At 44.8% G+C, this 24,965-nt stretch carries 28 protein-coding genes; 14 read left to right on the top strand and 14 right to left on the bottom strand.

Annotated features, from left to right (window positions below; all coding sequences use genetic code 11):
* Nucleotides 1-85 precede the first annotated feature (85 nt).
* Nucleotides 86-718: a LysE family translocator gene (locus BKB51_RS01765; RefSeq protein ID WP_085899373.1), complete on the top strand. Its 633-nt coding sequence runs from the start codon at nt 86-88 to the stop codon at nt 716-718.
* Nucleotides 719-865: 147 nt separating this feature from the next.
* On the opposite strand, the gene BKB51_RS01760 is transcribed toward BKB51_RS01765, so the two are convergent.
* On the bottom strand, nt 866-1,402 hold the full coding sequence (locus tag BKB51_RS01760; RefSeq protein WP_085899372.1) for a carboxymuconolactone decarboxylase family protein: 537 nt from the start codon (nt 1,400-1,402) through the stop codon (nt 866-868).
* A 308-nt stretch (nt 1,403-1,710) separates the two neighbouring features.
* Between BKB51_RS01760 and BKB51_RS01755 the strand changes: the two genes are divergently transcribed.
* On the top strand, nt 1,711-3,999 hold the full coding sequence (locus tag BKB51_RS01755; RefSeq protein ID WP_158090111.1) for a mechanosensitive ion channel family protein: 2,289 nt from the start codon (nt 1,711-1,713) through the stop codon (nt 3,997-3,999).
* A gap of 86 nt (nt 4,000-4,085) precedes the next feature.
* Here BKB51_RS01755 and BKB51_RS01750 read toward each other — a convergent pair whose 3' ends face one another.
* The 3 genes from BKB51_RS01750 to dctP all read right to left on the bottom strand — a co-directional run bounded on the left by BKB51_RS01750 (nt 4,086) and on the right by dctP (nt 7,153).
* Complete coding sequence (locus tag BKB51_RS01750; protein ID WP_085899370.1) at nt 4,086-5,402, bottom strand: TRAP transporter large permease; 1,317 nt, start codon at nt 5,400-5,402, stop codon at nt 4,086-4,088.
* Nucleotides 5,399-5,953 carry a TRAP transporter small permease subunit gene (locus BKB51_RS01745; RefSeq protein ID WP_085899369.1) on the bottom strand — a complete coding sequence of 185 codons (555 nt, stop codon included), beginning with the start codon at nt 5,951-5,953 and terminating at the stop codon, nt 5,399-5,401. The genes BKB51_RS01750 and BKB51_RS01745 overlap by 4 nt, the downstream gene beginning before the upstream one ends.
* Before the next feature lie 132 nt (nt 5,954-6,085).
* Nucleotides 6,086-7,153, bottom strand: coding sequence for a TRAP transporter substrate-binding protein DctP (gene dctP / locus BKB51_RS01740; RefSeq protein ID WP_085899368.1), 1,068 nt, complete (start codon nt 7,151-7,153; stop codon nt 6,086-6,088).
* Nucleotides 7,154-7,550: 397 nt separating this feature from the next.
* Between dctP and BKB51_RS01730 the strand changes: the two genes are divergently transcribed.
* Both BKB51_RS01730 and BKB51_RS01725 read left to right on the top strand, forming a co-directional pair.
* Complete coding sequence (locus tag BKB51_RS01730; protein ID WP_085899366.1) at nt 7,551-8,186, top strand: helix-turn-helix domain-containing protein; 636 nt, start codon at nt 7,551-7,553, stop codon at nt 8,184-8,186.
* A 79-nt stretch (nt 8,187-8,265) separates the two neighbouring features.
* Entirely contained in the window at nt 8,266-8,733 is a 468-nt protein-coding gene (locus tag BKB51_RS01725) for an NUDIX domain-containing protein (RefSeq protein WP_276327906.1), read from the top strand.
* Nucleotides 8,734-8,751: 18 nt separating this feature from the next.
* Here the strand turns inward: BKB51_RS01725 and BKB51_RS01720 are convergent, their stop codons facing one another.
* The 3 genes from BKB51_RS01720 to BKB51_RS01710 form a co-directional block, all read right to left on the bottom strand.
* Complete coding sequence (locus BKB51_RS01720) at nt 8,752-9,504, bottom strand: substrate-binding periplasmic protein (RefSeq protein WP_085899364.1); 753 nt, start codon at nt 9,502-9,504, stop codon at nt 8,752-8,754.
* A gap of 107 nt (nt 9,505-9,611) precedes the next feature.
* Nucleotides 9,612-9,995, bottom strand: a complete 384-nt coding sequence (locus BKB51_RS01715) for a VOC family protein (protein ID WP_085899363.1) — start codon at nt 9,993-9,995, stop codon at nt 9,612-9,614.
* A 112-nt stretch (nt 9,996-10,107) separates the two neighbouring features.
* Entirely contained in the window at nt 10,108-10,707 is a 600-nt protein-coding gene (locus BKB51_RS01710; protein ID WP_085899362.1) for a TetR/AcrR family transcriptional regulator, read from the bottom strand.
* A 241-nt stretch (nt 10,708-10,948) separates the two neighbouring features.
* Between BKB51_RS01710 and BKB51_RS01705 the strand changes: the two genes are divergently transcribed.
* On the top strand, nt 10,949-11,689 hold the full coding sequence (locus tag BKB51_RS01705) for an SDR family oxidoreductase (RefSeq protein WP_085899361.1): 741 nt from the start codon (nt 10,949-10,951) through the stop codon (nt 11,687-11,689).
* Nucleotides 11,690-11,903: 214 nt separating this feature from the next.
* Here the strand turns inward: BKB51_RS01705 and BKB51_RS01700 are convergent, their stop codons facing one another.
* A complete protein-coding gene (locus tag BKB51_RS01700; RefSeq protein WP_085899360.1) occupies nt 11,904-12,644 on the bottom strand; it encodes a 5'-methylthioadenosine/adenosylhomocysteine nucleosidase in 741 nt (246 codons plus the stop codon).
* A gap of 280 nt (nt 12,645-12,924) precedes the next feature.
* Here BKB51_RS01700 and BKB51_RS01695 point away from each other — a divergent pair, with 280 nt between their 5' ends.
* Nucleotides 12,925-13,218, top strand: coding sequence for a YciI family protein (locus BKB51_RS01695; protein WP_085899359.1), 294 nt, complete (start codon nt 12,925-12,927; stop codon nt 13,216-13,218).
* A 136-nt stretch (nt 13,219-13,354) separates the two neighbouring features.
* Nucleotides 13,355-14,176: an isocitrate lyase/PEP mutase family protein gene (locus BKB51_RS01690; RefSeq protein WP_085899358.1), complete on the top strand. Its 822-nt coding sequence runs from the start codon at nt 13,355-13,357 to the stop codon at nt 14,174-14,176.
* A gap of 10 nt (nt 14,177-14,186) precedes the next feature.
* Here the strand turns inward: BKB51_RS01690 and BKB51_RS01685 are convergent, their stop codons facing one another.
* The 4 genes from BKB51_RS01685 to BKB51_RS01670 all read right to left on the bottom strand — a co-directional run bounded on the left by BKB51_RS01685 (nt 14,187) and on the right by BKB51_RS01670 (nt 17,096).
* On the bottom strand, nt 14,187-14,711 hold the full coding sequence (locus BKB51_RS01685) for an NADPH-dependent FMN reductase (protein ID WP_085899357.1): 525 nt from the start codon (nt 14,709-14,711) through the stop codon (nt 14,187-14,189).
* Between the two features lie 114 nt (nt 14,712-14,825).
* Complete coding sequence (locus tag BKB51_RS01680) at nt 14,826-15,617, bottom strand: DODA-type extradiol aromatic ring-opening family dioxygenase (protein ID WP_085899356.1); 792 nt, start codon at nt 15,615-15,617, stop codon at nt 14,826-14,828.
* Between the two features lies 1 nt (nt 15,618).
* Nucleotides 15,619-16,596 carry a glutathione S-transferase family protein gene (locus BKB51_RS01675; RefSeq protein ID WP_085899355.1) on the bottom strand — a complete coding sequence of 326 codons (978 nt, stop codon included), beginning with the start codon at nt 16,594-16,596 and terminating at the stop codon, nt 15,619-15,621.
* 59 nt (nt 16,597-16,655) lie between these two features.
* A complete protein-coding gene (locus BKB51_RS01670; RefSeq protein ID WP_085900178.1) occupies nt 16,656-17,096 on the bottom strand; it encodes a DoxX family protein in 441 nt (146 codons plus the stop codon).
* Between the two features lie 122 nt (nt 17,097-17,218).
* Between BKB51_RS01670 and BKB51_RS01665 the strand changes: the two genes are divergently transcribed.
* Nucleotides 17,219-18,130, top strand: coding sequence for a LysR family transcriptional regulator (locus tag BKB51_RS01665; RefSeq protein ID WP_085899354.1), 912 nt, complete (start codon nt 17,219-17,221; stop codon nt 18,128-18,130).
* A 56-nt stretch (nt 18,131-18,186) separates the two neighbouring features.
* Here the strand turns inward: BKB51_RS01665 and BKB51_RS01660 are convergent, their stop codons facing one another.
* Nucleotides 18,187-19,173 (bottom strand): DMT family transporter, encoded by a 987-nt coding sequence (locus tag BKB51_RS01660; protein WP_085899353.1) that lies wholly within the window; start codon nt 19,171-19,173, stop codon nt 18,187-18,189.
* 85 nt (nt 19,174-19,258) lie between these two features.
* Between BKB51_RS01660 and BKB51_RS01655 the strand changes: the two genes are divergently transcribed.
* The 3 genes from BKB51_RS01655 (at nt 19,259) to speE (ending at nt 22,220) form a co-directional block, all read left to right on the top strand.
* Nucleotides 19,259-19,945 carry an ArsR/SmtB family transcription factor gene (locus tag BKB51_RS01655; protein WP_085899352.1) on the top strand — a complete coding sequence of 229 codons (687 nt, stop codon included), beginning with the start codon at nt 19,259-19,261 and terminating at the stop codon, nt 19,943-19,945.
* Nucleotides 19,946-19,959: 14 nt separating this feature from the next.
* On the top strand, nt 19,960-21,288 hold the full coding sequence (locus BKB51_RS01650) for a flavin monoamine oxidase family protein (RefSeq protein WP_085899351.1): 1,329 nt from the start codon (nt 19,960-19,962) through the stop codon (nt 21,286-21,288).
* A 101-nt stretch (nt 21,289-21,389) separates the two neighbouring features.
* A complete protein-coding gene (gene speE / locus BKB51_RS01645) occupies nt 21,390-22,220 on the top strand; it encodes a polyamine aminopropyltransferase (protein WP_085899350.1) in 831 nt (276 codons plus the stop codon).
* Nucleotides 22,221-22,344: 124 nt separating this feature from the next.
* Here the strand turns inward: speE and BKB51_RS01640 are convergent, their stop codons facing one another.
* Nucleotides 22,345-22,857, bottom strand: a complete 513-nt coding sequence (locus BKB51_RS01640) for a tetratricopeptide repeat protein (protein ID WP_158090110.1) — start codon at nt 22,855-22,857, stop codon at nt 22,345-22,347.
* 272 nt (nt 22,858-23,129) lie between these two features.
* Between BKB51_RS01640 and BKB51_RS01635 the strand changes: the two genes are divergently transcribed.
* From BKB51_RS01635 to BKB51_RS01625, 3 genes are all read left to right on the top strand, one after another.
* Nucleotides 23,130-23,663: a hypothetical protein gene (locus BKB51_RS01635; protein WP_085899348.1), complete on the top strand. Its 534-nt coding sequence runs from the start codon at nt 23,130-23,132 to the stop codon at nt 23,661-23,663.
* Between the two features lie 4 nt (nt 23,664-23,667).
* On the top strand, nt 23,668-23,916 hold the full coding sequence (locus BKB51_RS01630) for a helix-turn-helix domain-containing protein (protein ID WP_276327905.1): 249 nt from the start codon (nt 23,668-23,670) through the stop codon (nt 23,914-23,916).
* Nucleotides 23,917-24,099: 183 nt separating this feature from the next.
* Nucleotides 24,100-24,954: a substrate-binding periplasmic protein gene (locus BKB51_RS01625; RefSeq protein ID WP_085899347.1), complete on the top strand. Its 855-nt coding sequence runs from the start codon at nt 24,100-24,102 to the stop codon at nt 24,952-24,954.
* Nucleotides 24,955-24,965 lie beyond the last annotated feature (11 nt).

The raw sequence follows: 24,965 nt of genomic DNA, 5'->3' as shown, positions 1-24,965 counted from the left end.
GGTTTCTTATCTTGAGATACTTGACTTCTTTTCTCTTTCGGTTCTTTGCTTTGGTATGATCATTTAAGAGAGAAAGAGTGAAGGTATGTTTGATATCGCGATAAATTTGAATTTGTGGTTGGCTTTTGTGGTGGCCACTGCTGTCCTCGCAATTATTCCGGGGCCTATTGTTACGCTGGTTATTGCAAATAGCCTAAGCCAAGGGACACGTGCTGGCATTGCAAATGTTATGGGAACCGTTTTGGGGAATATGGTTCTCTTTCTCATTGGTGGTCTGGGTATGGCATGGGTGCTGAATGCGTTGTCAAACTGGTTTGATGTTCTTCGCCTCGCCGGGGCATTATATTTGGTTTACCTAGGGATTAAATCTTGGCGCAGCAAAGGACAGGGATTGGAAGATCAAGAGGCAACAAAACCGGGGAAATCCTTATTCTTGCAGGGTGTGGTTGTCGCAATCACTAACCCCAAAACCATTATTTTTTACGCGGCTTTTTTTCCTCAATTTATGGACCCGGGTTTATCTGCGCCGGGGCAGCTTTTTGTATTGAGTGTGACTTTCCTTGCTGTTGCCGCTTTTCTGGATATGACTTACGCGGTTTTGGCGGGGAGACTGCGTCCCTATCTTTTGGGAACACGACGTGCAGCAATCAGAAATAAAATCACAGGTGGTTTGTTGATTGCCACCGGAATTGCCCTTGCTTTTACGCGGAAAGCCTGAAGTGTTGAATATAATTCAGTGATATCGGTTTGCTTTCACAGATGCCGGGAAGTAACAACAGACTTGTGTTTGCGAATACATGCTTATGAAATGAGTGGCACAAAAGGCCTGAATATTAATTTGTTCAGGCCTTTATTATAGATACTGCTATGCGAACTTCTTAAAAGGCTCGTCCAGTGGTGTATCGGCAAGGTGATTGGTGTAGTTGCTCATTACTTTTTGCGCGAGGCCGAGTACAATTTCGAGAAGTTGCTGGTTTTTATAACCAACTTCTTTGAAAGTCTGAATTTCTGACGGTGAAAGGCGACCACGGTTTTTCACTAATGCGAGCGTTGTTCTACGGAGTATCTGTAGCTTTTCGGTTGGCAGATCCGTTTTGTTGCGTAAGGCGTCAATAATAGCGGGATCAACTTTCATCGAGTGGGCGATGGCCGTATGAGCTGGGACGCAGTAATGACACTCGTGTTCAATGTTGATGGTTTGCCAGACAACGGTTAGTTCTTCGGCATCAAAACTTGTTTGTTGGAAAAGCGTATGCAGATTTTGATAAGCTTCTAATGCAGCAGGTGCTTCAGCCATGACAGCATGTAAATTCGGGATCATACCAAATGACTTTACCGAATTATCAAGTAACGGTTGGCTGTTTTTCGAGGCTGTTTCTTTTGTGTGAAGATCAAAGCTCATTCTTTTTATCCTTTGAAAAGACTTGAATTTATTGTTGATTTAAATTGATACCAATTGGTTCTAAATTTATTTGGTGTAAACAATCCAATGTTCAATGAAGCCTATTAAAATATCGGCACATCTCACGCCTTTGTGAAGGAAGCTCTGGTCTCAATGGAATAGAGAGGTTTGCAATAAAAGAGGTGGGGGATTAGAGTTTTATTCAAGAAATATAGCTATTACAGAATGTTGATCATGTAAATTGAGTTGTCTTGTGATCAAACATGATCTTATTCGTAAGTCCCTTTGATAAAAATGAAGTGGTCCTGATGAACGAACGCATTCTTAAAAACCTCACCCTTTGTTTGACGCTTTCATTTTTTCTTTCTGTTATTTTTCTTTCAAATCCTGAACCCGGTTATGCTCAGACCATTTTTTCTGGTGATGACAGTGCCTCATCTGAAGAGCTGGAAATCCCAGAGGACTTAAGTCCCGAGCTAATTGATAGTTTGTTGGCGCAAACCAGTGATGAACAGCTAAGGGAACTTTTCCGCGAAGAGTTATTGCGACAGGCAGAGGCAAAAGAAGCTGAAGAGGCTGAAGGTATCAGTATTCTTGCCGGGGTGGAAATGCGGCTGACACAAATGGCCGAGCGTATTGAAACACGCGTAACCCGTTGGATAGATGCTATTGCCAATCTGGGGGGCAGAGGACCAAAGGTGGATGAGCGGTTGGCCTTAGCAGATTATGGCATCGGCGGAATGCTTTTATCTGGGGCTGCGTTAGTTCTCGTTGGTTTCCTGTTCGCGATGATCGTTAAATTATCACTGAAAAAATGGCGCGGGGCTTTACGCGCCCCCGGTGAATATGGAGATCAAGGCCATTATGGATACTGGGAAAGGGTGCTTAGAACACTTACCCTGGGCTTTTTCGAGGTATTGCCTATTGTTGGCTTTCTAATTGGTACACGTGTGTTCGCATCGTTTGTTGAAGGGCCTCTTGGTCCTTTGAACGGGATGGTATGGATTTACTATACAGGTATTTCCTATAGTTGGCTTTTTGTTGTGGTGGCCAGACGTGCTTTCGCGCCGGATGCCCCCCAGATCCGGATTGCCCCTTTGGAAGATGAAGCAGCACAAAAGACCTTTTCTCTTTTGCAGCGGGCCGTATGTATTGGCGCGGCCGGGTGGGTTGGCGCGGGGTTCTTTCCCACATTGGGCTGGGGATTTCCGCCGGCGTTAATTACGGTGGCGATTACAGGCACAGCAGTTGCCGGATTACTCTTTTTTGCTTTGATCCGCAATTTTGAAAAGGTCAAAGGAGTGAGCCTATCAATCCTGTCGGGAACCCAAAGTGTAAGCGATGGGCAGGAAGTTTCTGGCGTCGTTCGTGTTCTCTCTGCGGCTGCACCAATTTTCCTTGCCGTCTATATTCTTTTTGCCTGGATCTTTTGGTTAGCCCATTGGCTAGAGCGAGGGCAACATCAGCTAGAAGGACCGGTTGGAACCTTTATTGTCTTTTTTGCTCTTCCTATTTTTGATCGGCTGGGCCGTGAAGTGGTGGGAACGCTTCTGAGAAAAGAGAGTGATCGGGCAGAGAGGTTCAGGGATGTTTTCAGGGGCGCTTGGCGGGTTCTTGTTTCTCTTATCACTTTCATTCTGGCTATTGATCTCTGGGGGCTTGACCTCTTGTCGCTGGCAAAGGGAGAAGACGCGCCGTTATGGGCCAGCACGGCGTTTGATATTCTTATAACGCTTTTGATCGGGCTGCTTATTTGGAAAATGATTGGCGCTGCGCTCTATACCGAAAAACGTATTAGCGATGCGTCGGAAGATGTTGATCCCGCCAATGCCCCATCCGCATCGCGGCTGGATACACTAACACCTTTGTTTCGTAATACGTTGCTCGGTTTTTTGGGCATTATTGTCATCATGACAGTGTTATCAGCCATTGGGGTTGATATTGCGCCGCTGATTGCTTCTGCCGGGGTTGTCGGTATCGCAGTGGGCTTTGGGGCCCAGACGTTGGTTAAGGATATTTTTTCGGGCATTTTCTTTTTGATCGATGATGCTTTCAGAGTAGGCGAATATATCGAATTGGACAAAGAAACCCGCGGCGAAGTGGAAGCAATTTCTATCCGCTCTTTACAGCTTAGACACCACAGAGGATCTGTTATCACCATTCCCTTTGGCGAGTTGAAAAAAATCACGAACCATAATCGGGACTGGGTGATTTATAAGATGCCATTCAGACTTGAACCAACCACAGATCCTCAGCATTTAAAGAAAGTGGTCAAACGTGTCGGGGCAGAGTTTATGGAACACCCAGAACACGGCCCCAAGTTTATTGAGCCACTCAAAAGTCAGGGTATTTTAAGTATCGATGATGACTCCGCCCTGATTATGCGGGTGAAGTTCAAATGTAAGCCGAGGGCTCAGTTTGTGCTGAGACGTGATATCTATCACAAGTTAAGAGCTGTCTTTGCCGAAGAAGGTATTGAATTCGCCCGTAGAAAAGTCGAGGTCGTTGGCCCGGATGGCGAGCAGGTCGATAGTTCATCTGCTGCCGCGTTGCCCCCTGATGCTCTTGTTGAGCCAAATCCTTCAGCACCACGTTGATGTTTGGCAAAGATCTTCAGAGAGATATGGTACTCAGGACTGTCACGGTGAACAGCCCTGAGTTATGGGAAGCTCTAAATAAGCTTTTATAGCCCAACCAGCAAGGATGGCAGATAGGTCGCTGTTGCCGGGATAAGAGCCACGACGAGTAAGACCAGCAGCTGCAGTATAACAAAGGGAATAACGCCTCTGTACATGTGTTGGTAGGTCAAACTTGGTGGTGCTATGGAGCGTAGATAGAAGATTGACGGGGCCATTGGCGGGGTCAGGTAGGATGTCTGGATAACGACCATAACCATCACGGCAAACCAGATGGGGTCAATGCCTGCTGATTTCACAATAGGGGCAAAGATCGGAATACAGATCAGGACGATCGATATCCAATCCAGCACGAACCCGGCGATGAACACAATTAGCAACAGGAAGACGATCAATCCGGTATTGCCAAACCCGATAAAATCAACCAAATCCCTGATAAGCTGACCGCCACCGGCAAGTGCAAATATGCCGGTAAACATGGTGCCACCGACCACAATCAACATGATCATAGAGGTAACACGGACGGTAACAGCCAATGATGCTTTCAGGGTTTCGACACTAAGTTCTTTGAAAGAAGCCGCGAGTAACAGCGCACCAATCGCCCCAACGGCGGCGGCTTCTGTCGGTGAAGCTGCCCCGGCAAGTAGAGACCCGAGTACTGCAAAGATCAACACCAAAGGTGGGATAAGAGCTTTAAGAGTAATGGTCAATTTTTCCGAAAGTGAAATATCAAGGTCTTCTGCCGGAATAGAAGGGGCGTCTTGTGGTTTCAGGATGGCTCTGAGTAGCAGGTAACCTAAAAAGAAGACAACCATCAACAAGCCAGGAATAAGCGAAGCCGCAAAGAGCTGTCCGACGGATAACTGTGCGATTGAGGCATAGACAACAACAACAATAGAAGGTGGGATAATGGTGCCGAGCGATCCGCCAGCACAAATGGTTCCGGCGATAAGTTCGCCGTTGTAATTATATCTTTGCATTGCCGGGATTGCCATCAGACCCACAACAATCTCGACCGCGCCAACAACACCGGATGCCGCCGCAAATACTGCGCACATCAGAATTGTTGCAATGCCAATACCGCCGGGCAGTCGCCCGACCCAAAGCTGTAATGCTTTGAACAGGCGCAGAGCTATCCCGGATCGTTCTAGAATGGCCCCCATAAAGATGAATAGCGGAATTGCAGCAAGGATAAAGTTGGAACTGGTTGACAGGATTGGTCCATAGAGTTGTAGGAAAATCATGTCACCAAAGACGATATAGCCGAAAAAGACAGATATCAAAACCAAGGCAAAAGCCACGGGAAGACCCATGAAGACGAGAGCGAAGAGGGCCGGGAACATGATAATTGGCAGGAAATTCATGAATTTTCTCCCGCCTTATCAATCTCGACATTATCAATTTCTCCGGCATGTTCTCCCGGGATTTTTTCGCGTCTGAGATATTTGATTCCTTCGCAGAAAAACTGGAGAGCAAAAATACCAAGGCCAAGGGCAATGACGCTGTAAAAGGGCCAGACCACTGGTGCCCAGGGGCTTACATTTTCTACTTCATTGGTAACGAAGGCTTTATATGCTTTCTTTCCTGCAATGTAGGTAAAGACACTGAAGCATGGTCCTAGAAGAAAGCTATAGCAGAAACCATTCAGGAATTGCTGCATTTTATGGCTCAGTCGACTGGATAGAAAATCAATCCGAACATGGGCATCGGCCTGCAAGGTAAAAGCGGCACCCAGCAAAAATATCGTCCCGTTGAGCATATAGGAAATGTCGAAAGCCCAAAGAGTAGGGGCATCAAAGATATAGCGTGCAACGACCTCATAGATCATTGATATAACCAGACAGAGGATTACCAGCTTTGCAATGTGACCAAAGAAATCGGAAACCCTGTCTATTAAAGACAAAAAAGAGGTCATGACTTACCCCGAATGTATGTGGATCGGTTTGATATCAACGAAAATTTTTATAACAAACCTGTCGAACAGGAACTTTAAATGAGCCTGCATTAAGCAGGCTCACCAAATGTATTGTGGATAAAGAACGAGGTTTTACTTCACAATATCCCGAACAAGGTATTCAGAGTTTTCTGCCCATGCTTTTTGGTAATCAAAATATGAGTCCATGATTTTCTGCATGGAGGTATCACCGGCATCAGAGAGTTCTTTGGCTTTTTTGCGTGCCCAGCTACGGCCTGCTTCGCGCATTTCTTCAACAACTGCGTTATCGAGGGTAATCATTGTCACTTTGGTGTTTTTATATTCAGCCATTGCTTTGATATCAGAATTACCAAAATGAGCATAACTTTCGTAAGTTGTAAGCTTTGCTGCTGCTTCGATTTGGGCTTTGAGGTCGTCAGGTAATGCATCCCAGGTTTCCGCCTTTACAAAAACTTCCCAAAGGAAAGATGGCTGATGTACACCCGGCATAATGATATAGGGCGCAACTTCGTGGAAACCTTCGCTCAGGTTCGCGCCGGGGGTTGACCACTCAATAGCATCAACGCCTTTTCTTTGCAGAAGGGTGTAAATTTCACCACCAGGAACGACGGTTGGCACACCGCCATAGGTTTCTTTGACAACAGCTGCCCAGGCGCCGGATGTTCTGTATTTCAGGCCTTTGAGATCAGCTGTTGTTCTGATTTCCTTGTTTGAATGGGCCATAAACTCTGATGTGCCGATACCCACAACAATGGAATGAAGGCCCATTTTTTCGCGGCGGAAGTCCTGCAACATCTTTTCGCCGCCGCCATTATATACCCAATGCAGGGTTGTTTCGCCGGACATTCCGCCGGGGAAACTGGCAAAAATGGCATTTGTCGGATCTTGGTTGACGAGATATGACGGTGTAGAGTGCCCGGCATCAACCAAACCATCCTGCACGGCTTCATATACTTTGAAGGCTGGAACGATTACACCTGCGCCAAAGGGCTGTATTTCCAGTTTACCGCCTGTTGTAACTTCCACATTTGCGGCAAAACGTTCCATAAAGTTTTTGTAGAAAAATGAACCCTCGGAAATTGCTGCTGGCATGCGCCATGTTATTTCAGCTGCATTTGCAATACTCCCGGTACAGATAGAACCCGCAATAAGGGCAGGGGCGATAAGTTTCTTAAACATGAAGTCCTCCAGTATTATGTACCCCTTTTGTCGGGGCTTGATGGGGCCGTGCACCTGGTCATTAGCTTGGAACGTATGCCAAAGGCAGTGTGGCACGACCTGCTTGATGTGTTAAGTGGTTGTCTGTTTTGTTTAACTGACCTTGTCCAGAGTTGTTAAGCTCAAGATTTGTTGGGGCTGGAATATAAGATTTTGAAGTTTCTTTGATCTGTTCTGTTGTTTTCAACCACTTTGTACAATCAGCATAGCAATTATTGTATACAATATTCAATATTAAATATACGAGTCGCTTGTGTGTATAACATTGGAAATAGAAGGTGAGATTGCTGGAAGATATTGATATGCTTAGAGCAATCACATTTAAGAATTTTTACATTTCAAGTGAGAATTGGACGTCATGAGCAGCAGTGTTTTGGAAGTGTGGCACTCGGTTGCCAAGCAAAACGATTTGGCATTTATCATACCTGATGGCTGTTGTGATCTGATTTTCAAATCCCGACCTGGACAAGAACCAATGTGGTTTATGTCTGATCTTGCTGAAACCAGTCAGGTCGTACCCGTAAAAAAAGGGGACCATTTTACAGGGTACCGATTGCGTGCCGGAACGAATGTTCACATTGATGGTTTGACTAATGCTGTAAGGGGCCATCTTCCTGATCAGAATATTCCGGATATCATCAATCACTATGCTTCTTTTGATGCGAATACTGACGAGGCACTGCAGTGTTTGGCATCTGATGCTTTGACTGTAAGTGCTGCTGCTCTAATTCTTGGGGTTAGTGCAAGAACCCTGCAGCGATATGTCGGAAAGAAAACAGGAAAGTCCCCGGTTTTTTGGCACAGGCTGGCGCGGGTACGCAAAGCCGGACGAGATATTGAGCAGACAACTTTCCTTGCCGAATTTGCGCTGGATTATGGTTTTTCCGACCAGGCTCATATGACGCGAGAGTTTAGTCAGTGGTTTTCACTCAGCCCCCGTTCTTTTGGAGAAATGTCTAAAGAACAAGGAATCTTTCAACCCGGGTATGAATGAAAACAGCATAATCTGAAGTTTAATTATTTTGAGCTTCTGTTAATTGCCTTTGTTGATTTTAGTGTAAGAAAGAGCTTTTGTGACTGTTCATCAATTTACGTCTTCAGCCCTAATACATCATGAGGGTAAGTTTTTAGTTCTATGGCACGACAAGTTAAAAATGTGGCTTTATCCAGGAGGGCATGTTGAGAATGACGAAGATCCGGTGGAAGCTCTTTTGCGTGAAGTGAATGAAGAAGTTGGTATTTCTGTTACCATACTTCCCGCTATTCCAATAAGTTCTAATCTTCAAGAATGCCTATTGAAAACCAGAGTTAGCAGTCTCATTCTACCAATGTTGACATTGAAGCAGCCTGTTCTCGATAAAAAAGATGGAGAGCACTATCACATTGATCAAATATATTTTTGTAAACCTGTGTACCCATTCTCAATTGCACCAGAAATTAGAATGAAATGGGTTTCTGTTGATGAGTGTCGAGATCTTATAACGCCAACGGAGCTTCCTGAAATATTCGAATTTGCGACAGAATTAATGGTGAAGTCTTAGTGTTGGAAATATTCTATGTCATTGATACTTTGCATGAATTTTATCGTAGGTGCCTTCAGCTTTGATTTCAGCCAACCCTTTGTTGAATTTAGAAATCATGACCTTTGATGGGGGCCATTTTTTACTAAAACACAGGTGAAAAGGCAGCTTCTTTAAATCAAAGTATTTGATTTCTGAGGCAATTTTTTGGCCAGACGTTATATATCGTAGGTATTCTTTGGTAGAATAAAAAAAATCAAAGTTTCTTTTCAATAAGATATTTAACGCCGCGATATCATTTACAGCAGAATGATAAGGAATTTTTGCTTCCTTAAGTTCCAGTTCATTTACATAGCCAACGCTGACAACTATTTTTTTTCCAATACCGTCGAGTAGGGTTCGCGGAATATCTCCATCATAATTCTGTGTTGCGATGTAGCTGGATGTTGAATTACTGATTGGATCGGAATAATAAATAAAATGATCTCTGTTAGGGTTTTTTGCACATGATAATGCTGCTGCTGTTTTCCCTTGTTCTGTTCGCATCATTATTCTGGGCCAAGGCATGAATTCGACTTGGGCGTTGATGCCGGCGCGTCGAAAAGCTTCGATGACCACTTCGACATCAAAGCCTCGAAGATTATTTTTTGTAGGTTTTTCAATGGAATAGGGAGGGTAGTCAACAGCGTGTATTATAATTTTTTCTTGCTCAGCAATAGCAGCAGAGACAACTATCAACTGAGCAATTAATATGAATAATAGATGTTGAAAAAAGTTTGATCTATTCCTCATTATATTTAGGGCGACAGGAATAATACCTGCGCAACCCTTTTAACCTTTCCCCATAAATCCCCATTACTTTTTTGCTTGAGACTATAGGGGGTAAGTATTGATAATTACTAAATGTCTATTGGGGTGCAAATTTCCACAAGAAATCCGTTCAGGTCGATGACATAAGCTGTTGTCTGTCCCCAAGGCATTTTATCTGGTTCCTGAACAGGCTCGGCACCAGACTTTAAAGCGCGATCAAAGGCTTTGGATACATTGTCAGTGGTAAAGGCAATTTCAAAACAGGGATGCTCTTTTTGCGGTGATGCTGGTTTTTTGCCGAGCTCTTTCATGAGGGAAAGGGAAGAGAATGACAAGATTGTCTGTCCTGTATCAAGTTCGCCGTAATCACCACTTTCATGGAGCATTTTCTGTTTGAGACCAAAAGCCTTTTGATAAAAATCCAACGTTGCTGGAACGTCTTGGACATAAAGAATGGTATAGGCAAGTTGCACCTGTTTCTCCTTCGATCTGATGCTTTTCCAATAATGAAAATCCAGATTAGGGGAGTGTTTTAATCAGGTCTTGAATATTTCGGACAATCTTGTTTTTACAGTAGAGGCTTATTTATTCCCTACTGGGCAAGACCGTCATTGCTACGTCAATGAAGCTGAAAAGTTTGTTCTTGCAGGCATCAGTTCTTCCCAAGACGCCAAGCGTTAGGGATTGTGCTGAAAAAAACTCTCCGAATGCTCTGGCATCAATATTGGGGGGGAGTTCGCCATTTTTTTGTGCATCTTCGAATTTCTTGACAAAAGCATCTCGGCGTTTTTGATCATACTCTTTGCCAAGAGCTTCTAGTTCGGGGTGTTGAGAGGTCCCTTCAACAAGGCTGTTGACAACAAAGCAACCGCTTGGGCAGTTGGTATCTAGCATGGATCGGGCAACGGCCTCAAAAAATCGTCTCAGGGCAATAGGCAAGGGATCTTTTGAGTTCTTAAAATCATCAAGTAATGGTGTGCCCAGGTTTTCATAATATCGGGTCAGGGATTTTTTGTAGAGAGATTCTTTATCACCAAAACAGGCATATAGTCCGGGTTTCGCCATACCCGTTGCACAGACAAGGTCGCTCATTGATGTGCCTTCAAAGCCTTTGTCCCAAAAGACTTTCATCGCTGTATCAAGAACTTCTTCCGGGTCTGTTTTACGTGGTCGGCCGCGTCCCATTTTTATCTCATCTTTAGCATATATACCGACCGGTATTCTATCATGTGGCGAGGTTTCTTCAAGCTACAAATATGCGATCTATGATTTGATGCAGAGTCGTCACAGGCATCTCTTAGGGCGTGACATTAAATTAGTACTGGTTGGTATTTTAATTTGACATATTGGGGTGAATCTTTATTTTAATACTTATCGGTATTAAATTGTTCCTGAAATTCAGGTATCACTTTTAAGGAAACGTATAATGAGCAAAATTATTGGAAAAGTTGCACTTGTAACCGGAGCTAACCGCGGTCTCGGTCGTGCATTCGTTGAGGAGTTGATTGCTGGAGGTGCGTCTAAAGTTTATGCCGCTGCCCGTAATACAGATAGCTTGGCAGATTTGGTCAAAGGAAAGGAAGATAAGATTATTCCTGTTCAATTGGATGTGAACCAACCGGAAACAATCAATGCGATTGCGAACGAATTCAAAGATGTTTCTTTGTTGATTAATAACGCCGGGATTGCTCGTTTTACCAGTTTCATGAATGCGTCGTCTTTGGATGATGCGCGTGATGAAATGGAGACGAACTATTTTGCACCTTTGAATATGATCCGTGCCTTTGCCTCTGTCTTAAAGGCAAATGATGGCGGGGCTGTCGTAAATATTTCTTCTGTTGCGGGGTACGTGAACTTTCCTTTCCTTGGCTCTTATTCGGCATCAAAGGCGGCTGTTCTTTCTTTAATACAGGGGGTTCGTGCTGAACTTGCAGCGCAAGGAACACATGTTGTGGGTGTTTATCCCGGTCCGATTGACACTGACATGACCGAAGGTGTTCCGCTGGATAAAACATCCCCGAATGTTGTTGCCAAGGCGGTTCTGGATGCCGTTGATAACGGCACAGAAGATGTCTATCCCGATCCAATGTCGGTTGATTTCCATGCAGGTTTTTTGAACGATCCAAAAGCGTTGGAAAAACAGATTGGTGAGATGTTGCCAGAGTAAGCAGTTCTTTTTCTAAATTACCGTTTTAAAATGGATAGGGTGATAAAGTTATTGTAACTCATTATCACCCTTTTTCCTCTTATCTATTGGCTATGAGTGTGCAGGGTGTGTTCAGGTTTAAACACTTTGGCTTTCAAACACGAGCTATGGCTTCGCCAGGTTTGATTGTATGTAACAGATTTGATTGTATGTAACAGTGAAATACCCCTGAGACTTAGTCCCGATTTCGGCGATCTGTTTTATCCCAATCATTCAAGGCTGTTGGGATCATTAGGTCCATAAGTTCAAAAGAATTACGGCAAGCGCGGTGCAGATTGGCTTCGAAATCTTCGCTGGCACTGTCAGAAGATGAGTCTGATAACGCCCGGATAACAACAAAGGGCAGGCCATTGAGGCGACATGTTTGTCCAAAGGCTGCACCTTCCATCTCGGTCGCAAGTGCCGCAAATTCGCGTTGGAGCCAACGGAGCTTGTCGCGGTCCTGGACAAAGGTATCTCCAGAAGCAATTGTACCCAGCATTAGGTTTGGTGCGCCTTCAACGCTTTCAAAAGCATTGTCAAAAGCGGCCGTGGCTTTGCCGACAAGGTCGGGATCGCATTCAATCAGGCGTTCCCGCCCGGGGGTTTCCCCATGACGGCGTCCGAAAGCAGTCAGATCCATATCGTATTCCACCACATGACTGGCAATGATAATGTCGCCGGCTTGCATGTTGGGCAGTAAACCCCCAGCGACACCACTAAAAACCAGTTTATGTGGTTTAAAGAGATCAATCATCATTTGAGTACAGATGGTGGCATTGACCTTGCCAATACCGGATTGTGCCAGTGCTATATCTGTCCCTTTGTAATTTCCCGTCCTGACGGTAATCCCGGCATGCGTACTTTCATTCACATCACTGAGTTGCCCCAGCAAAAGCTGTACCTCTTCACTCATTGCGCCAATAACGCCTAACATGGTGATCTCCTTGCTCGGATGATGTGTTGTGTGAGTTTAAGTGATCAACCTAAAGGAATAGTAAAGCTGGGAGCGGGCGAGAGCTTACCGGACGACAGGTATTATACTTCTTGTGCCAAGTTCCTTTATTTTAGCTTTAAAAATTTTGAGAAATTCTCGGTCATCCTATGAAATCAAGCTATGCCGGGTTTGGCATAGGTTTATTTGCATAACTGGTACTAGCCTTCAGTCTCTATCGTTTTATCCTTTTATATTCCGTCATAAACTATGGAATATTACGATGTCTCGTTGGATTGTTTATTTTGAAGATACTCCCGCTATGCTTCCGGTACGTAAAGCAAAAGGGGCTGAACATATTGCATACTTGAAAAGGAATTCGGAAACTATTCTTATCGGTGGGGGCTTGCGTTCTGTGCCAGAAGCTCCTTTTGTTGGTGGATTGTGGGTTGTTGAAGCCGATGATTATGATCAGGTCTTAACTCTGGTGTTAAATGATCCTTACTTTACGCCAGAACATCGTAACTTTAAAATTCTGGCATGGGGGAAAGCGCTGGATCGATCGGTAAACTTATAAATTTTTCATCATTATCCGTCGTTATTGTTCAAGGTTTCCTTCTCAAGTAGGGTTTAGACTAAATGACTAAGCTTATCGTTTATTTTCTTTATTCCGAATGCCCAGTCTAATGAGCACTACCTGAGGAAATCTAGATATGTCGCCCACGCAAGAAGAAAAATACCAGACCTTTAAAAGATTACATGAAAGACCCGGCGCTTTTGTTATCCCCAATCCATGGAATGCCGGAACAGCAAAAATCTTAACATCTTTGGGCTTTGAGGCGCTGGCCACGACGTCAGCCGGGATTGCTTTCTCTCTGGGGCGTGCGGATGGACTTGCTGCTTTAACTCGTGACGAAACCCTTGCGAATTGCCGCGAGATTGTCGAGGCGAGTGAGCTGCCTGTCTCTGCAGATCTGGAGGATGGTTTTGGAACTGCGCCAGAGAATTGCGTGGAAACTATTCAAGGGGCAATTAAAGTCGGGCTTGTTGGTGGCTCTATAGAAGATGCCACAGGTGATCCTGAAAATCCAATCTATGATTTTGAACTGGCCGTTGAGCGTATTCATGCCGCAAGCGAAGCGTGCCGAGGACAGCCATTTTTGTTGACTGCGCGCAGTGAAAATTTTATCCGCGGTCGTCCAAATCTGGATGATACAATCCGCCGCTTACAGGCCTTTGATCGTGCCGGGGCAGATGTTCTTTTTGCGCCGGGATTACCCGATCTGGAAGCGATTAAAACTGTTTGTGAGGCTGTATCAAAACCTGTGAATGTGGTGATGGGGCTTGTCGGGGCGACCTTTAGCGTAGACGAACTTGCAGATGTCGGGGTGAAAAGAATATCGACGGGCGGCTCAATGGCCCGGGCTGCACTGGGCGGTTTTATGCAGGCCGCAACCGAAATAAAAGAGCAGGGTACATTTACCTATGGCGAGAGAGCCTTGTCGAACAAAGTGGCGAACGATTTGATGTCCTAGTTCCTTTTGCTTATTTAATGCAGCGTGTGAAATCGCGAAGAAAATCGTTCACTTTTTGTCGATTTGGCGGTGTCATAATTTCTTGATGTATTTCATCAGGCGAGAGCTTCATTAGTGCAAATCTCAGGAAAATATTTGGCGTAAAGCCGTTACTGACCGTGGACAGGACCAGACGCAATTGTTCGAGCATATCTTCCCCTCTGTGGGACGCATGCATTAACGCAATCGGCTTCTCGATAATTTCTTCGCGGGCAACGAGCCAGTCAATTGCGTTTTTCAGACCACCCGGAATGGCCCTGACATATTCAGGGCTTGATATGATCAGGCCATCGCTTTCTTCAATCAAAGTACAGAACGCCTGTACAGGACGTGGCAAGGGGTATTCTTCGGCATCAGGCGAGAAGACAGGTAGCTCTGAGATATCAGAAAACACTGACACGCTGTGGTCGGGGCCTGCAATTTTCGCAGCAGTTTTGAGCAAGGCCGTGTTGGTCGACTCTTTACGACCACTGCCAGAGATAGCGAGGATTTTCATGCATTGTGTATATCTTAAATACTGTCGTCTCTCAATCTTTATAAAGCCAGAATGGGTGTCGAAAACAGATAGAGTTCCCGTATTTAACTTATGGTTCAAAATACTGACGAGAGATCAGGGGGCATTAAACATCCAAGCACCCATAGAGATTGATCCGTAACTAAAGCTGTTGTGAAGTCTGCGAGCTACAGCATTTTCACCACCAGCCCCTGCTGCGATTAAAAGGGGGAGAAAGTGTTCAGGTGTTGGGTGTGCAACTTGACCCTTAGTGGTCTCAGTCATGTAGTTACAAAGTGAGGCCCATTGAGAATTTTGTAGAGTATTCTCTACCCAATCAGAAAATTCGATGGCCCAATTGGGCGGCGGCGTGTGCTCAGGGGCTAAAGCTCCGAGGTTGTGGGTGATGGCCCCTGAACCGATGATGAGAATATTATCGTTACGTAAAATTGATAAATCCAATCCTAATTGATAGAGATCGCTTGTTGAAAGTCTGCGATCCAGTGAAAGTTGAACAATTGGAATCTCTGCTTCTGGAAAAGTCAGTAATAGAGGTATCCAAGCTCCATGATCCAATCCTCGTCGTTTATTTTCGATGAGGTCGTAGCCTGTACTTTTTAAATGTTCACGGAGTAAATTAATTAATACCGGGCTCGACTTTGCTGGGTATTTTAGATGGTATAGCTCTGACGAAAAGCCTGCAAAATCATATATAGTCTCAAGTGTTTCACTCGTCGTAATATGTAAGCCCCTTGTTTCCCAGTGTGCGGAGATAATCAGGATGGCATCTGGCCTTTCCAGTTGACCGGAAAGGTCCTTCAAAAAAGTGGTTGCGGGATGAGTGCTCAGAGGAAGGTCCGGTGCTCCGTGGGGTAAAAAGAGGCTAGGCTGTGATGAGTATATAGCCATTTTACGCGACCAGCTTTTGAGATGTGAAATCTGGTAACTCTGGCCCCTGCGGGATGATCCCCGATGGATTGAGTGCCTTGATCGAGTAATATCCAGCTTTGATGTGATCAAAGAATACGGTGCCGTTAATTTCAGCAGTGTCAAAGAGACGCTTGGTATAGGCGGAAAGGTTTGGGTAGTCTGCAATGCGTTTCAGGTTGCACTTGAAGATATTGACATAGGCGGCATCAAATCGAATTAGGGTTACAAATAATCTGATATCCACTTCGGTCAGAACATTGCCCAGAATGTATTTTCGGTTATCACTCAATTTTTCTTCCAATGTATCCAGTTTTTTAAACACATTGGTGACAGCTTCATTATAAGCCAACTGGCTGGTTGCAAAGCCTGCTTTGTAAACACCGTTATTCAGATCATTATAGAGTTGTTGAGAAAGTGTTTCTATCTCTGCAAGAAGGTGAGACGGTCGCAAGTTGACAGTTTCATCTCCATAGTCATCAAATCCGTTATTGAGAATACGAATAATGTCACTTGATTCGTTGTTAACGATTGTCTGACGTTTTTTATCCCAAAGTACAGGAACAGTTGCTCGTCCGTTTATCATCGGATCGGCGTGACTATAAATTTCATGCATATAATCTGCGTTGATATGGGGCTCCTGAACAGTGCTGCCGGGAAAATTATCAAACTTCCAGCCCTTGTTTGTCAGGACAGGTGATACGACAGAAATGCTTATGACGTCGTTTAGCTTTTTAAGGGCACGTACCATTAAAGTTCGACAAGCCCAGGGACAGATGTATGCCACATAAAGGTGATAACGGTTTGCTTCTGCTCTATAGGCTGTTTGCCCTTCTGGACCAGGGCTGCCGTCGATAGTGATCCAGTCGCGAAAAGTTGAGGTTTGCCGTATAAAGCGCCCTTGTGCGTCTTTATCTTGTACGGGCTGCCATTCTGCATCCCACTTGCCATTTACCAACATGGTTTTTCCTTCTTTTGTATTTAATTTGAGCAGGCTTTTGTATTTAATTTGAGCAGGGCTTAATCAGGATGAGATAGGGAAAAACGGCCATTTGAAAAGCTAAGGGCATAAGCGCCGTTACCTGTAAGAAACTGGACAATGAGAGTAACAGCCCAAAACGCCGGGAATTCCCACCCACCATTACTGTTGGAAAAGAGCCAACCATTTCCTCCGTGGACAAAGATGATGGCACCCAACACTATTGGAAGAAGAACAATGCTGACAATTCGAGTGTGATAACCCACAATTAAAGCAATGCCGCCGATAACTTCTGCTAAAATAGTGAGATATGCGAAAAGGCCTGGCAGGCCTAATGATTCAAAAAAGCCGACTGTACCAGCGGGTGTGAAGACAAAAACTTTAAGGCTGGCGTGCGCAAGGAATAATACGCCGAGTGATAGACGTAAAATTAGGGCTGCATAAGACGGATGGATTGTTGGAGCTAGTTTTCGTGTTGTCATATTGAACATCCAAATTTCTATCTGAGATTCTGATTAATAAACGATGGGATAAACTTAAGGTGTCTTTTGTTGGGAATAAACATGCCTATTGACGAATAATTGTCGCTGTGATAGCGACAATTATGGATTTGATTGATGGTATGAGAACGTTTACCCAAGTTGTCGCCGCCGGGTCTTTTACCGGAGGAGCGGAACGCTTGGGGGTTTCAAAGAAGCTGGTGAGTAAATACATAGGCCAACTGGAAGAGCGTCTGGGTAGTCGGCTGTTACACCGAACAACACGTAGCCTTAGTTTGACAGAGGTGGGAACACTCTATCATGCAGGTTGCTTACAGTTGCTTGACGATCTGGAAGAGTTGGAGCTTACGGTTCAAAATCAAGTGGCTTCACCTCGTGGTAAGTTGTTGATTTCAGCACCGAGTACTTTTGGAGAAATGTATGTTGCTCCTCAAGTTAGCAAATTCCTAGAGCTTTATCCGCAGGTCTCGGTCGATCTTCGTTTAACTGATCGTTATGTGAACTTGGTAGATGAAGGTTTCGACCTTGCTATCCGTATAGGAGATTTAGAAAGCTCCGGGCTTATTGCAAAGAAGCTGGCACCTTCTCCGATGATACTTTGTGCCTCTCCAGACTATTTGAAACAAAAGGGTACTCCTGCTCATCCCGATGATTTAAAAGGGTTAGACTGTATTATTGATACAAATTTTCGTCCGGGAAAAAGTTGGCCCTTTATTGTTAATCGACAACGTATCAGCGTAACAGTGAATGGTGCTCTGGCGGTGAATTCAGCCCGTTCAGCAAGAGAGTTTGCTCTTAATGGTAATGGGATCGCATTCTGTCCGGGCTTTATCGTGATGCCTGATATCAAGACTGGCCGATTAATACCGCTACTGAACGAGTACAATGCCTTCGATTTGAATATAAATGCTATATATAACGGTACCAGAAACCTTGCACCAAAAGTGAGGGTCTTTATTGATTTCCTAGCAAAGACCTTTTCAGCAGAAAATAATCTCTGCCATCTTGGTGATTGACCCCGGGTTAATGATTTAACCTTAGCTTTGGCGCTTGTTCTTGAGTTCTGAGAAAATTACGGACAGTGCGTTCTTTGGCTATAAATCACGGCGATCATGATAACGATGCCACCAATAATAGCCTGTAAAGTCGGGAGCTCATAGAGGATCAACCAGGCTAGTAATGGTGCAATGGGTGTTTCCAGAGAACTGAGCAAGGCGGCACGCCCGGATGCTATTAACTTGGCACCTTCGGTTAGGGAAATAGCCGCGATCGAAAAGAGTAAGCCAAACAAGGCGAGCGGAAGGATTTCTGACAGAGCGATATCCTGTGGAGTTCCCATATAGAAACAAGCTGGAATTAACAAAAGCGCAGATAAAGCCGTCGGGCCGGCAGAGGGTGTACTTGGATAACGGCGATAAATAACCATTATCAAGGCAAGCGAAAAAGTCATACCAAGGGCGAGCATATCGCCTTCCAGATTTAAGCTGCTCTGATTCAAATTGCCCAGTGATCCGCTTACCACAATCAAGACCCCTGAAATCGCCCCGAAACATCCCCATGCAACTGGTTTGGTTATTTTCTCCTTGAGCCAAATCCAGGCAATGATCGCTGCAAGTAAAGGCGCGGCGGCGTAGATTAGGGAAACATTAGCGACAGAGGTCAGTTTAAAAGCCGAGAGAAAGGCCGCTGTTCCCAGCGCACCAATTATAGCGACGGCTATGCCACTTGTACCCATCCTCAGGAAACTATGGATGAAGTTTCTCTTATATATAATCCAGATAAAGAGGAGAATAGCTGCGAAAATACCGCGCCAGGCTATGATCGACCAGGTTTCAGCTTGAATAGTTTTGGTGAAAATACCTGCCATGCTGAAAAGAGTGGCCGATAAGATAACAAGAATAATACCTCTTTTATTACGCGCAATATTATCTTGATCCTGTTTTTGGGGATCTTTTTCTTTGATGTTGCCGGCTTCGGTGCTACTGGCTTTCGTATCACTTGGATATGAAGGGCTCGGAGATATTGAAACTGTAGCTTTTGGAGTGTGTTTAGTTGTCATAGATGGAAGCTTTTCTGCGCGATGTTTGTTTCATGTAAACACCATATCACTTGCGCTGTCGATATGTTTTGGATAAAACCGAAATATGGATGCAGAACCTTCTATGGCCTCTATTGGCGCACTTATTGGGTCTCCGGCACGGTCGGCGATGTTGGCGCTTCTTTTTGACGGGCGGGCATTGACGGCAACTGAGTTGTCCCAAGCCGCAGGTGTTTCCCCTGCAACGGCCAGTGAACATCTGGGCAAGCTTGTTTCCGGTAGTTTGCTGATTTGTGAAAAGCATGGGCGGCATCGTTATTATAAACTCGCTGGTGACGAAGTTGCTGAAGCACTGGAGCCTTTGATACATCTCGTTCGTCACAAACCCGCACCAATCCGGCAAGTATCTCCTGAGCAAAAACAAATCAGATGTGCCCGACTGTGTTATGACCATATGGCCGGAGAACTGGGTGTTTCAATCACGACAGCGATGGTTGATCAAGGATATCTGGTCGTAAAAGATCGTCACTACGATGTGACTGAAGCAGGCGAAAGTTTTTTTGCCGAACTGGGCATTGATCTGAGAACTTTACGAAAAGCACGACGTCAGTTTGCGCCACAGTGCCTGGATTGGAGTGAACGAAAACCTCATGTTGCCGGCGCACTGGGGGCTGCGATAACGAATTTGGCTTTTAGCTTGAAGTGGATAGAGCGGACTAAACACCGCAGGATAATCAAATTGACTGATCTTGGTCGTCAAGAGCTTGGGCAAAAACTTGGGGTAAGGTTTTGACTAATACGGAGACAATGAATAGGGCGTCTTTAACCTTGGGAGCGCAAGTAAGGAACCCTGACGTGATCGTTATCGGGGCTGGCATAGCGGGAATTACTGCCGCCCGGACATTGATGCGGCAAGGAATATCTGTGCTTATTCTCGAAGCGCGGGATCGTATCGGGGGCAGGGCCTATACCGAATGCGAAACCTTTGGTGTTCCCTATGATCATGGGTGTACTTGGCTGCATTCAGCGGATGAAAACCCTCTGTCTCCCTTAGTGAGGGATAAAGCCGGGTTTGATATATTTGATTTTGGGGAAAGAGAGCCGATTTACTTTGTCCATAGATCTCGAGAGGGAAATCAGGGGGCACGCCGAGCATCGGAGCAGGAAGTCATTGAGATCGAGAAGGCGGAAGATGCCCTCTATGACGATCTATGGGGTTACGATGCGGTAAAAAATGGCGATACCTCTATTCATAATTTACGACCGCCAAGAGATAATTGGGATCAGCTTGCTCAATTGCGAAAGGGATCATTCGAGGCGGGGGTGCATTCGGACCATTTATCAGTCATCGATTACCAAACGCAGTATGAAACCGGAACCGAGTGGATGGTTCCGCAAGGGCTGGCTGCCGGTATTTTCAAAGCTCTTGGTCCTGTGCCGGTAAAACTGAAAACCGTTGTTGAAAGCATTGATTGGCAGGGACATGATATCAAGGTTCAGTCCAATCAGGGAACAATAGCCTGTCGCGCTGTCCTTGTGACAGTTCCGACCGAGATTATCGCAGATGAAACCTTGATGTTTTTGCCTGCTTTACCACAAGAAAAAATGGCTGCCTTTAACGAGTTGCCGATGGGGGTATTGGACAAAATAACTCTCCAGTTTGATCCCGCATTTAAGTCGCTCATACCTGATGCCAACACGAATGAAGCATATTTAGAAACACCTAAAGGTATGAAGCAGACTGATAGCTGGCACAGTCATCTTTTATGTCCTTTTGGTGCGCCGATGAGTACGATGTTCGTTGGTGGAGACCTTGCCCGTGATCTTACATCTGAAAGTGACGAAGTAGCACAGGATTTTGCCTTGTCATCGCTTGCGTCTGTTTTGGGAGAAGATGTGAAAAAGCTTTTCCTTAAAGGGCATAAGACAAAATGGCTCGCAGATCCTTTTGCACGCGGGGGCTATGCCTATTCAAATATTGGCAAAAACCACTTACGGGAAGTCGCGCGCCAGCCTGTTGATGATCGTTTGTTCTTCGCAGGAGAAGCCCTGCATGGGAAGTGGGCAAGCATGGCGCCTGGGGCTTACGAAACGGGGCATCAAGCCGCGAATGAAATTATCAAATCTCTGTTGTGATTTTTATTGGGACAACATTCTTTGGTTGAAAATAATGGACTTTTAACACTTAAAGTCTTATGCCTATAAGCGCAGATTAAGTTATTGAAAGTTAGATAAGAATGTCTTGGTTCGAAGAAGGTATCCATCCTGAGATCCGTCAGTCACTCCGTCGGGATCAGGTTCTGTTTGAAGGCAAGACAGACTTTCAGCATGTTGAGATTTTCGCAAACGATTTGTTGGGGCGTGTTCTTGTTCTGGACGACGCCGTTCAGATTACCGAGCATGATGAAGAAATCTATAGCGAAAGCATTGCACATGTGCCATTGCTCTCGCATCCTAATCCAAAGTCAGTCTTAATTATCGGCGCCGGTGATGGCACCGTACTGCGGGAAGTTCTTAAGCACAGAAGTGTTCAAGAGGTGACAATGGTTGAGCTTGATGGTGCTTTGGTGAGGGTGTGCCGAGAGCATTTATCAACACTTCTTGATGGTGCCTATGACGATCCCCGTTTGAATTTGGTTATCGGGGATGGTGCTGAATATCTTGTGTCAGGAAAGAAATTCTATGACACCATTATTATTGATTCTACCGATCCCGATGATAATTCCACCAGCCTCTTTACCGATAATTTCTATAAAAGCTGTAAGGCCCGATTAGCCGAGGGCGGTCTTATGGTTGCTCAGGCTGGTTGCCCTTCCTACCAGCCTTCAATTCTGACGCATATGCGAAGCCGGATGCTGTCTCTCTTTGGTTTCAGTGGGTTTTACCATGCCGCAATCCCCACCTATGTTGGCGGTCTTCATGCTTTTGCCTGGGCGAGTGATCAGATCGATTTGGCGCAGTTGGCGGAACAAGCTGACCCCGGCTTTCGAGGCGCTGAATTTAGCACACGTTATTACAGCGCTCGCAATCACAAGGCTGCTTTTTTTCTGGAGCCTGCTTCAGAATAATACTCCAAAATTAAGGGCCGAAATGATGTCTTGATGCGCTGGTGTTCTTCAGGGGAACTTTGGAGCCGAAAAGTTTTTTACTATATATAGGCGCCACTTTTTGACAGTCTTTTGAGAGAGATAATTATTCTACCCCAGCCTGCTTTTCGTTTTTTAAGATCCAGTCCTGTGCTTCTTTTTCGGCTTGTTCAATTTCTTCGGATGTCATTTCCTTGGCAATATCATTCCGCATCTGTTTGGCAAAGAGTTGTAGTTTCTTTGCGCCTTCGATCTTTCGCAGGGTAATAACATTTAACCATTTATGTGCCTTAACCAGATCATTCGTGATTAAGAAGTAGATACGCCCAACCTGAACTTGTGAGAGTAGGTGCCCTTGATCCGCGGCCTTTTCATACCAGCTTGCAGCTGTGGTAACATCCTGTTCTGTGCCCAACCCCTTACTGTACATTTGACCCAAGGCATATTGAGCTTCCTGATTGCCCTGTTCAGCGAGGGGGAGGTATAGGCTGAATGCAGTATTGTAATCGCGTTGTTTTATCGCTGCCTTTGCGTCGTCCAGATTATCAGCAAGTACCGGAAGCCCTATAGTCAATAGCATTACCAACGACATTATGAAGCGTACAGCTAAACGACCCACGATTATTCTCCCCGTTATCATATTCAGTATTATTCCTAATTTAGTTAGGTTTCGCTGGCGATCATGCCTTTATCCTTTGTGGAGATCAATACTCTTTTGCAGGCCTCTTAGAACAATGGCTTTGGGAGTTGTATGGGGGGTAAAGCCTCTGGCGAAAGATCAGCAAGGTTTTAAATTTAAAAATGTCGATGGAGTCGATACATGTTTTAATTGACATAATTATTGTTTAGCGATAAATTTTTAATAAATTAAAATGAATTCGGATTGTTTTTATGTTGATGTATCTTACTCGATTTTTAGCCCCTTTCTCTCGTTTGTTGGCGGTACTTTTCCTGATGATTAATATCGGTTTGTGGATGAGCCCGGAACTCGTTGAATTTCCTGCACGTGCCTATTCCGGAATGATGGAGACGGAATTTAATGTTGCGATAAACAATCGCCTGTTGGGGGGATTTATTTCGACGGCACATCTGATGGTATTAGCCGTTGGTTTGATGGCAGTCGGGCGCATATTCAAGCAAATTAATACAGGGGAATGGCATTTGCCTTCATTTAGTCAGTCTCTTCGTCGTTTTGGATTGTCTCTCGTTTTTTTTACAATCCTTATACCTGTTGTACAGGCATTGATGAGTTTGGCGCTGACCTATAATAACCCAGCGGGACAACGCATGATTACATTGGATCTGGATGCATCTACCGCACCGATTGCTTTTGTTTTATTGCTGGTTGGTATCCTTCTTTCTTTGATGGCATCAGTCATGATGCGTGCTGGTGAAATTGCCGAAGAATACGAAAAGATTGTTTAACTCGATGGATGATAAAGCAGAAAAAATGGACGTGCCGGAAAAAGAAAGCCAAAAAGAAATTATTGTGACGCTGGATATTATGTTGGCGAAACGGAAAATGCGGTCAAACGAACTGGCCGCAGAGGTGGGCATTACGGTACAAAATTTGTCGCTTCTCAAGTCAGGTAAGGTCAAAGGGATAAGGTTCAATACTTTGCAAAAGATATGCGAGGTGCTGGACTGTAAACCGGGTGATATCTTGGATTATGGATAGCTCATGGAGCTGTGGTCTTAATTCGAATTTTTGACTTGGCCATCAAGGGTGACGAAAATTTGATTGTGGTTTATATATATTTTCTCGCAATAGATGAATTTTTTCTGATATAGTCGTACGTCCTATTGGAACTCGTTTTTTGAATAAAGACGCATTTATTTAAAAAGAGTGAGGATGCTTTAGATGTGCTCGGGGTGTCGTACTTTACGAAATACTGTACTAAAACTATCAGAAACATTCCGTCTGAAGCAGTTCCTTTGTTTGCTCTTGTCCATAGGTTTGGTTGTTATTTATTCTGCGCCGCTTCTGGCGCAAACGTCGGAATCCCAAAAAAGCGATAAAGTGGTTCACATCAGTGTGGGATTTTCTGTCCCGCCCTATGTTTTAACAAATAAAAACCGAGGGGCAGAGCTGGATATTGTACGTGAGGCTATGGCCCTTGAGGGCTATACAATTATCCCATTTTATGTATCAAACAAACGTCGCAATGCGGAATTTCTTGATGGTGTGACCGATGGGGCCATTACCGTTTCCTCGCTTGAAGAGTTGGATGGGTTTTATTCCAAAACCTATATAACTTACCAAAACGTAGCGATTTCCTTGGCCGAGAATGATCTGGGTATTAATCGTTTGGCAGACTTGAAAGGCATGCGCGTTGTGGCCTTTCAAACTGCTTCGAAAGTTTTGGGGGATGATTTTGCTCAACTGATCCCGACCTTTAAATTTTATCAGGAAGTTCCCAAACAACGCGAACAAATCACAAGGCTTTATGCCGGTGATGTTGATCTGGTGATTGGTGACAAGAACATTCTGGCCTGGTTTGTCAAAAATGCCCGTTTTCGCGAGGGACTAGACACAACGCAACCGATTGCCATTCATCAGGTGTTTTTACCCGGGCACAAATATGCGGTGTTTAAAAAGCATGAATTAACCTTGGCCTTTGATCGGGGAATTGACGCGCTGAAAGAAAGTGGCAGGTATGATCAAATCCTCGCTGAGTATGGTTTTAACAAGACAGAAAGCGATGATCCTAGTTAATACCTAATTCC

It is taken from the genome of Kiloniella majae (genome assembly GCF_002118315.1).
GTDB lineage: Bacteria > Pseudomonadota > Alphaproteobacteria > Kiloniellales > Kiloniellaceae > Kiloniella > Kiloniella majae.
This window is presented reverse-complemented; position numbering and strand designations above follow the sequence as displayed.

Bases quoted from the DNA above. Each gene is read 5' to 3' on its own strand.
- BKB51_RS01765 (WP_085899373.1), top strand. From the start codon at position 86: ATGTTTGATATCGCGATAAATTTGAATTTGTGGTTGGCTTTTGTGGTG.
- BKB51_RS01760 (WP_085899372.1), bottom strand. From the start codon at position 1,402: ATGAGCTTTGATCTTCACACAAAAGAAACAGCCTCGAAAAACAGCCAA.
- BKB51_RS01755 (WP_158090111.1), top strand. From the start codon at position 1,711: ATGAACGAACGCATTCTTAAAAACCTCACCCTTTGTTTGACGCTTTCA.
- BKB51_RS01750 (WP_085899370.1), bottom strand. From the start codon at position 5,402: ATGAATTTCCTGCCAATTATCATGTTCCCGGCCCTCTTCGCTCTCGTC.
- BKB51_RS01745 (WP_085899369.1), bottom strand. From the start codon at position 5,953: ATGACCTCTTTTTTGTCTTTAATAGACAGGGTTTCCGATTTCTTTGGT.
- dctP (WP_085899368.1), bottom strand. From the start codon at position 7,153: ATGTTTAAGAAACTTATCGCCCCTGCCCTTATTGCGGGTTCTATCTGT.
- BKB51_RS01730 (WP_085899366.1), top strand. From the start codon at position 7,551: ATGAGCAGCAGTGTTTTGGAAGTGTGGCACTCGGTTGCCAAGCAAAAC.
- BKB51_RS01720 (WP_085899364.1), bottom strand. From the start codon at position 9,504: ATGAGGAATAGATCAAACTTTTTTCAACATCTATTATTCATATTAATT.
- BKB51_RS01710 (WP_085899362.1), bottom strand. From the start codon at position 10,707: ATGGGACGCGGCCGACCACGTAAAACAGACCCGGAAGAAGTTCTTGAT.
- BKB51_RS01705 (WP_085899361.1), top strand. From the start codon at position 10,949: ATGAGCAAAATTATTGGAAAAGTTGCACTTGTAACCGGAGCTAACCGC.
- BKB51_RS01700 (WP_085899360.1), bottom strand. From the start codon at position 12,644: ATGTTAGGCGTTATTGGCGCAATGAGTGAAGAGGTACAGCTTTTGCTG.
- BKB51_RS01695 (WP_085899359.1), top strand. From the start codon at position 12,925: ATGTCTCGTTGGATTGTTTATTTTGAAGATACTCCCGCTATGCTTCCG.
- BKB51_RS01690 (WP_085899358.1), top strand. From the start codon at position 13,355: ATGTCGCCCACGCAAGAAGAAAAATACCAGACCTTTAAAAGATTACAT.
- BKB51_RS01685 (WP_085899357.1), bottom strand. From the start codon at position 14,711: ATGAAAATCCTCGCTATCTCTGGCAGTGGTCGTAAAGAGTCGACCAAC.
- BKB51_RS01680 (WP_085899356.1), bottom strand. From the start codon at position 15,617: ATGGCTATATACTCATCACAGCCTAGCCTCTTTTTACCCCACGGAGCA.
- BKB51_RS01675 (WP_085899355.1), bottom strand. From the start codon at position 16,596: ATGTTGGTAAATGGCAAGTGGGATGCAGAATGGCAGCCCGTACAAGAT.
- BKB51_RS01670 (WP_085900178.1), bottom strand. From the start codon at position 17,096: ATGACAACACGAAAACTAGCTCCAACAATCCATCCGTCTTATGCAGCC.
- BKB51_RS01665 (WP_085899354.1), top strand. From the start codon at position 17,219: ATGGATTTGATTGATGGTATGAGAACGTTTACCCAAGTTGTCGCCGCC.
- BKB51_RS01660 (WP_085899353.1), bottom strand. From the start codon at position 19,173: ATGACAACTAAACACACTCCAAAAGCTACAGTTTCAATATCTCCGAGC.
- BKB51_RS01655 (WP_085899352.1), top strand. From the start codon at position 19,259: ATGGATGCAGAACCTTCTATGGCCTCTATTGGCGCACTTATTGGGTCT.
- BKB51_RS01650 (WP_085899351.1), top strand. From the start codon at position 19,960: ATGAATAGGGCGTCTTTAACCTTGGGAGCGCAAGTAAGGAACCCTGAC.
- speE (WP_085899350.1), top strand. From the start codon at position 21,390: ATGTCTTGGTTCGAAGAAGGTATCCATCCTGAGATCCGTCAGTCACTC.
- BKB51_RS01635 (WP_085899348.1), top strand. From the start codon at position 23,130: ATGTTGATGTATCTTACTCGATTTTTAGCCCCTTTCTCTCGTTTGTTG.
- BKB51_RS01630 (WP_276327905.1), top strand. From the start codon at position 23,668: ATGGATGATAAAGCAGAAAAAATGGACGTGCCGGAAAAAGAAAGCCAA.
- BKB51_RS01625 (WP_085899347.1), top strand. From the start codon at position 24,100: ATGTGCTCGGGGTGTCGTACTTTACGAAATACTGTACTAAAACTATCA.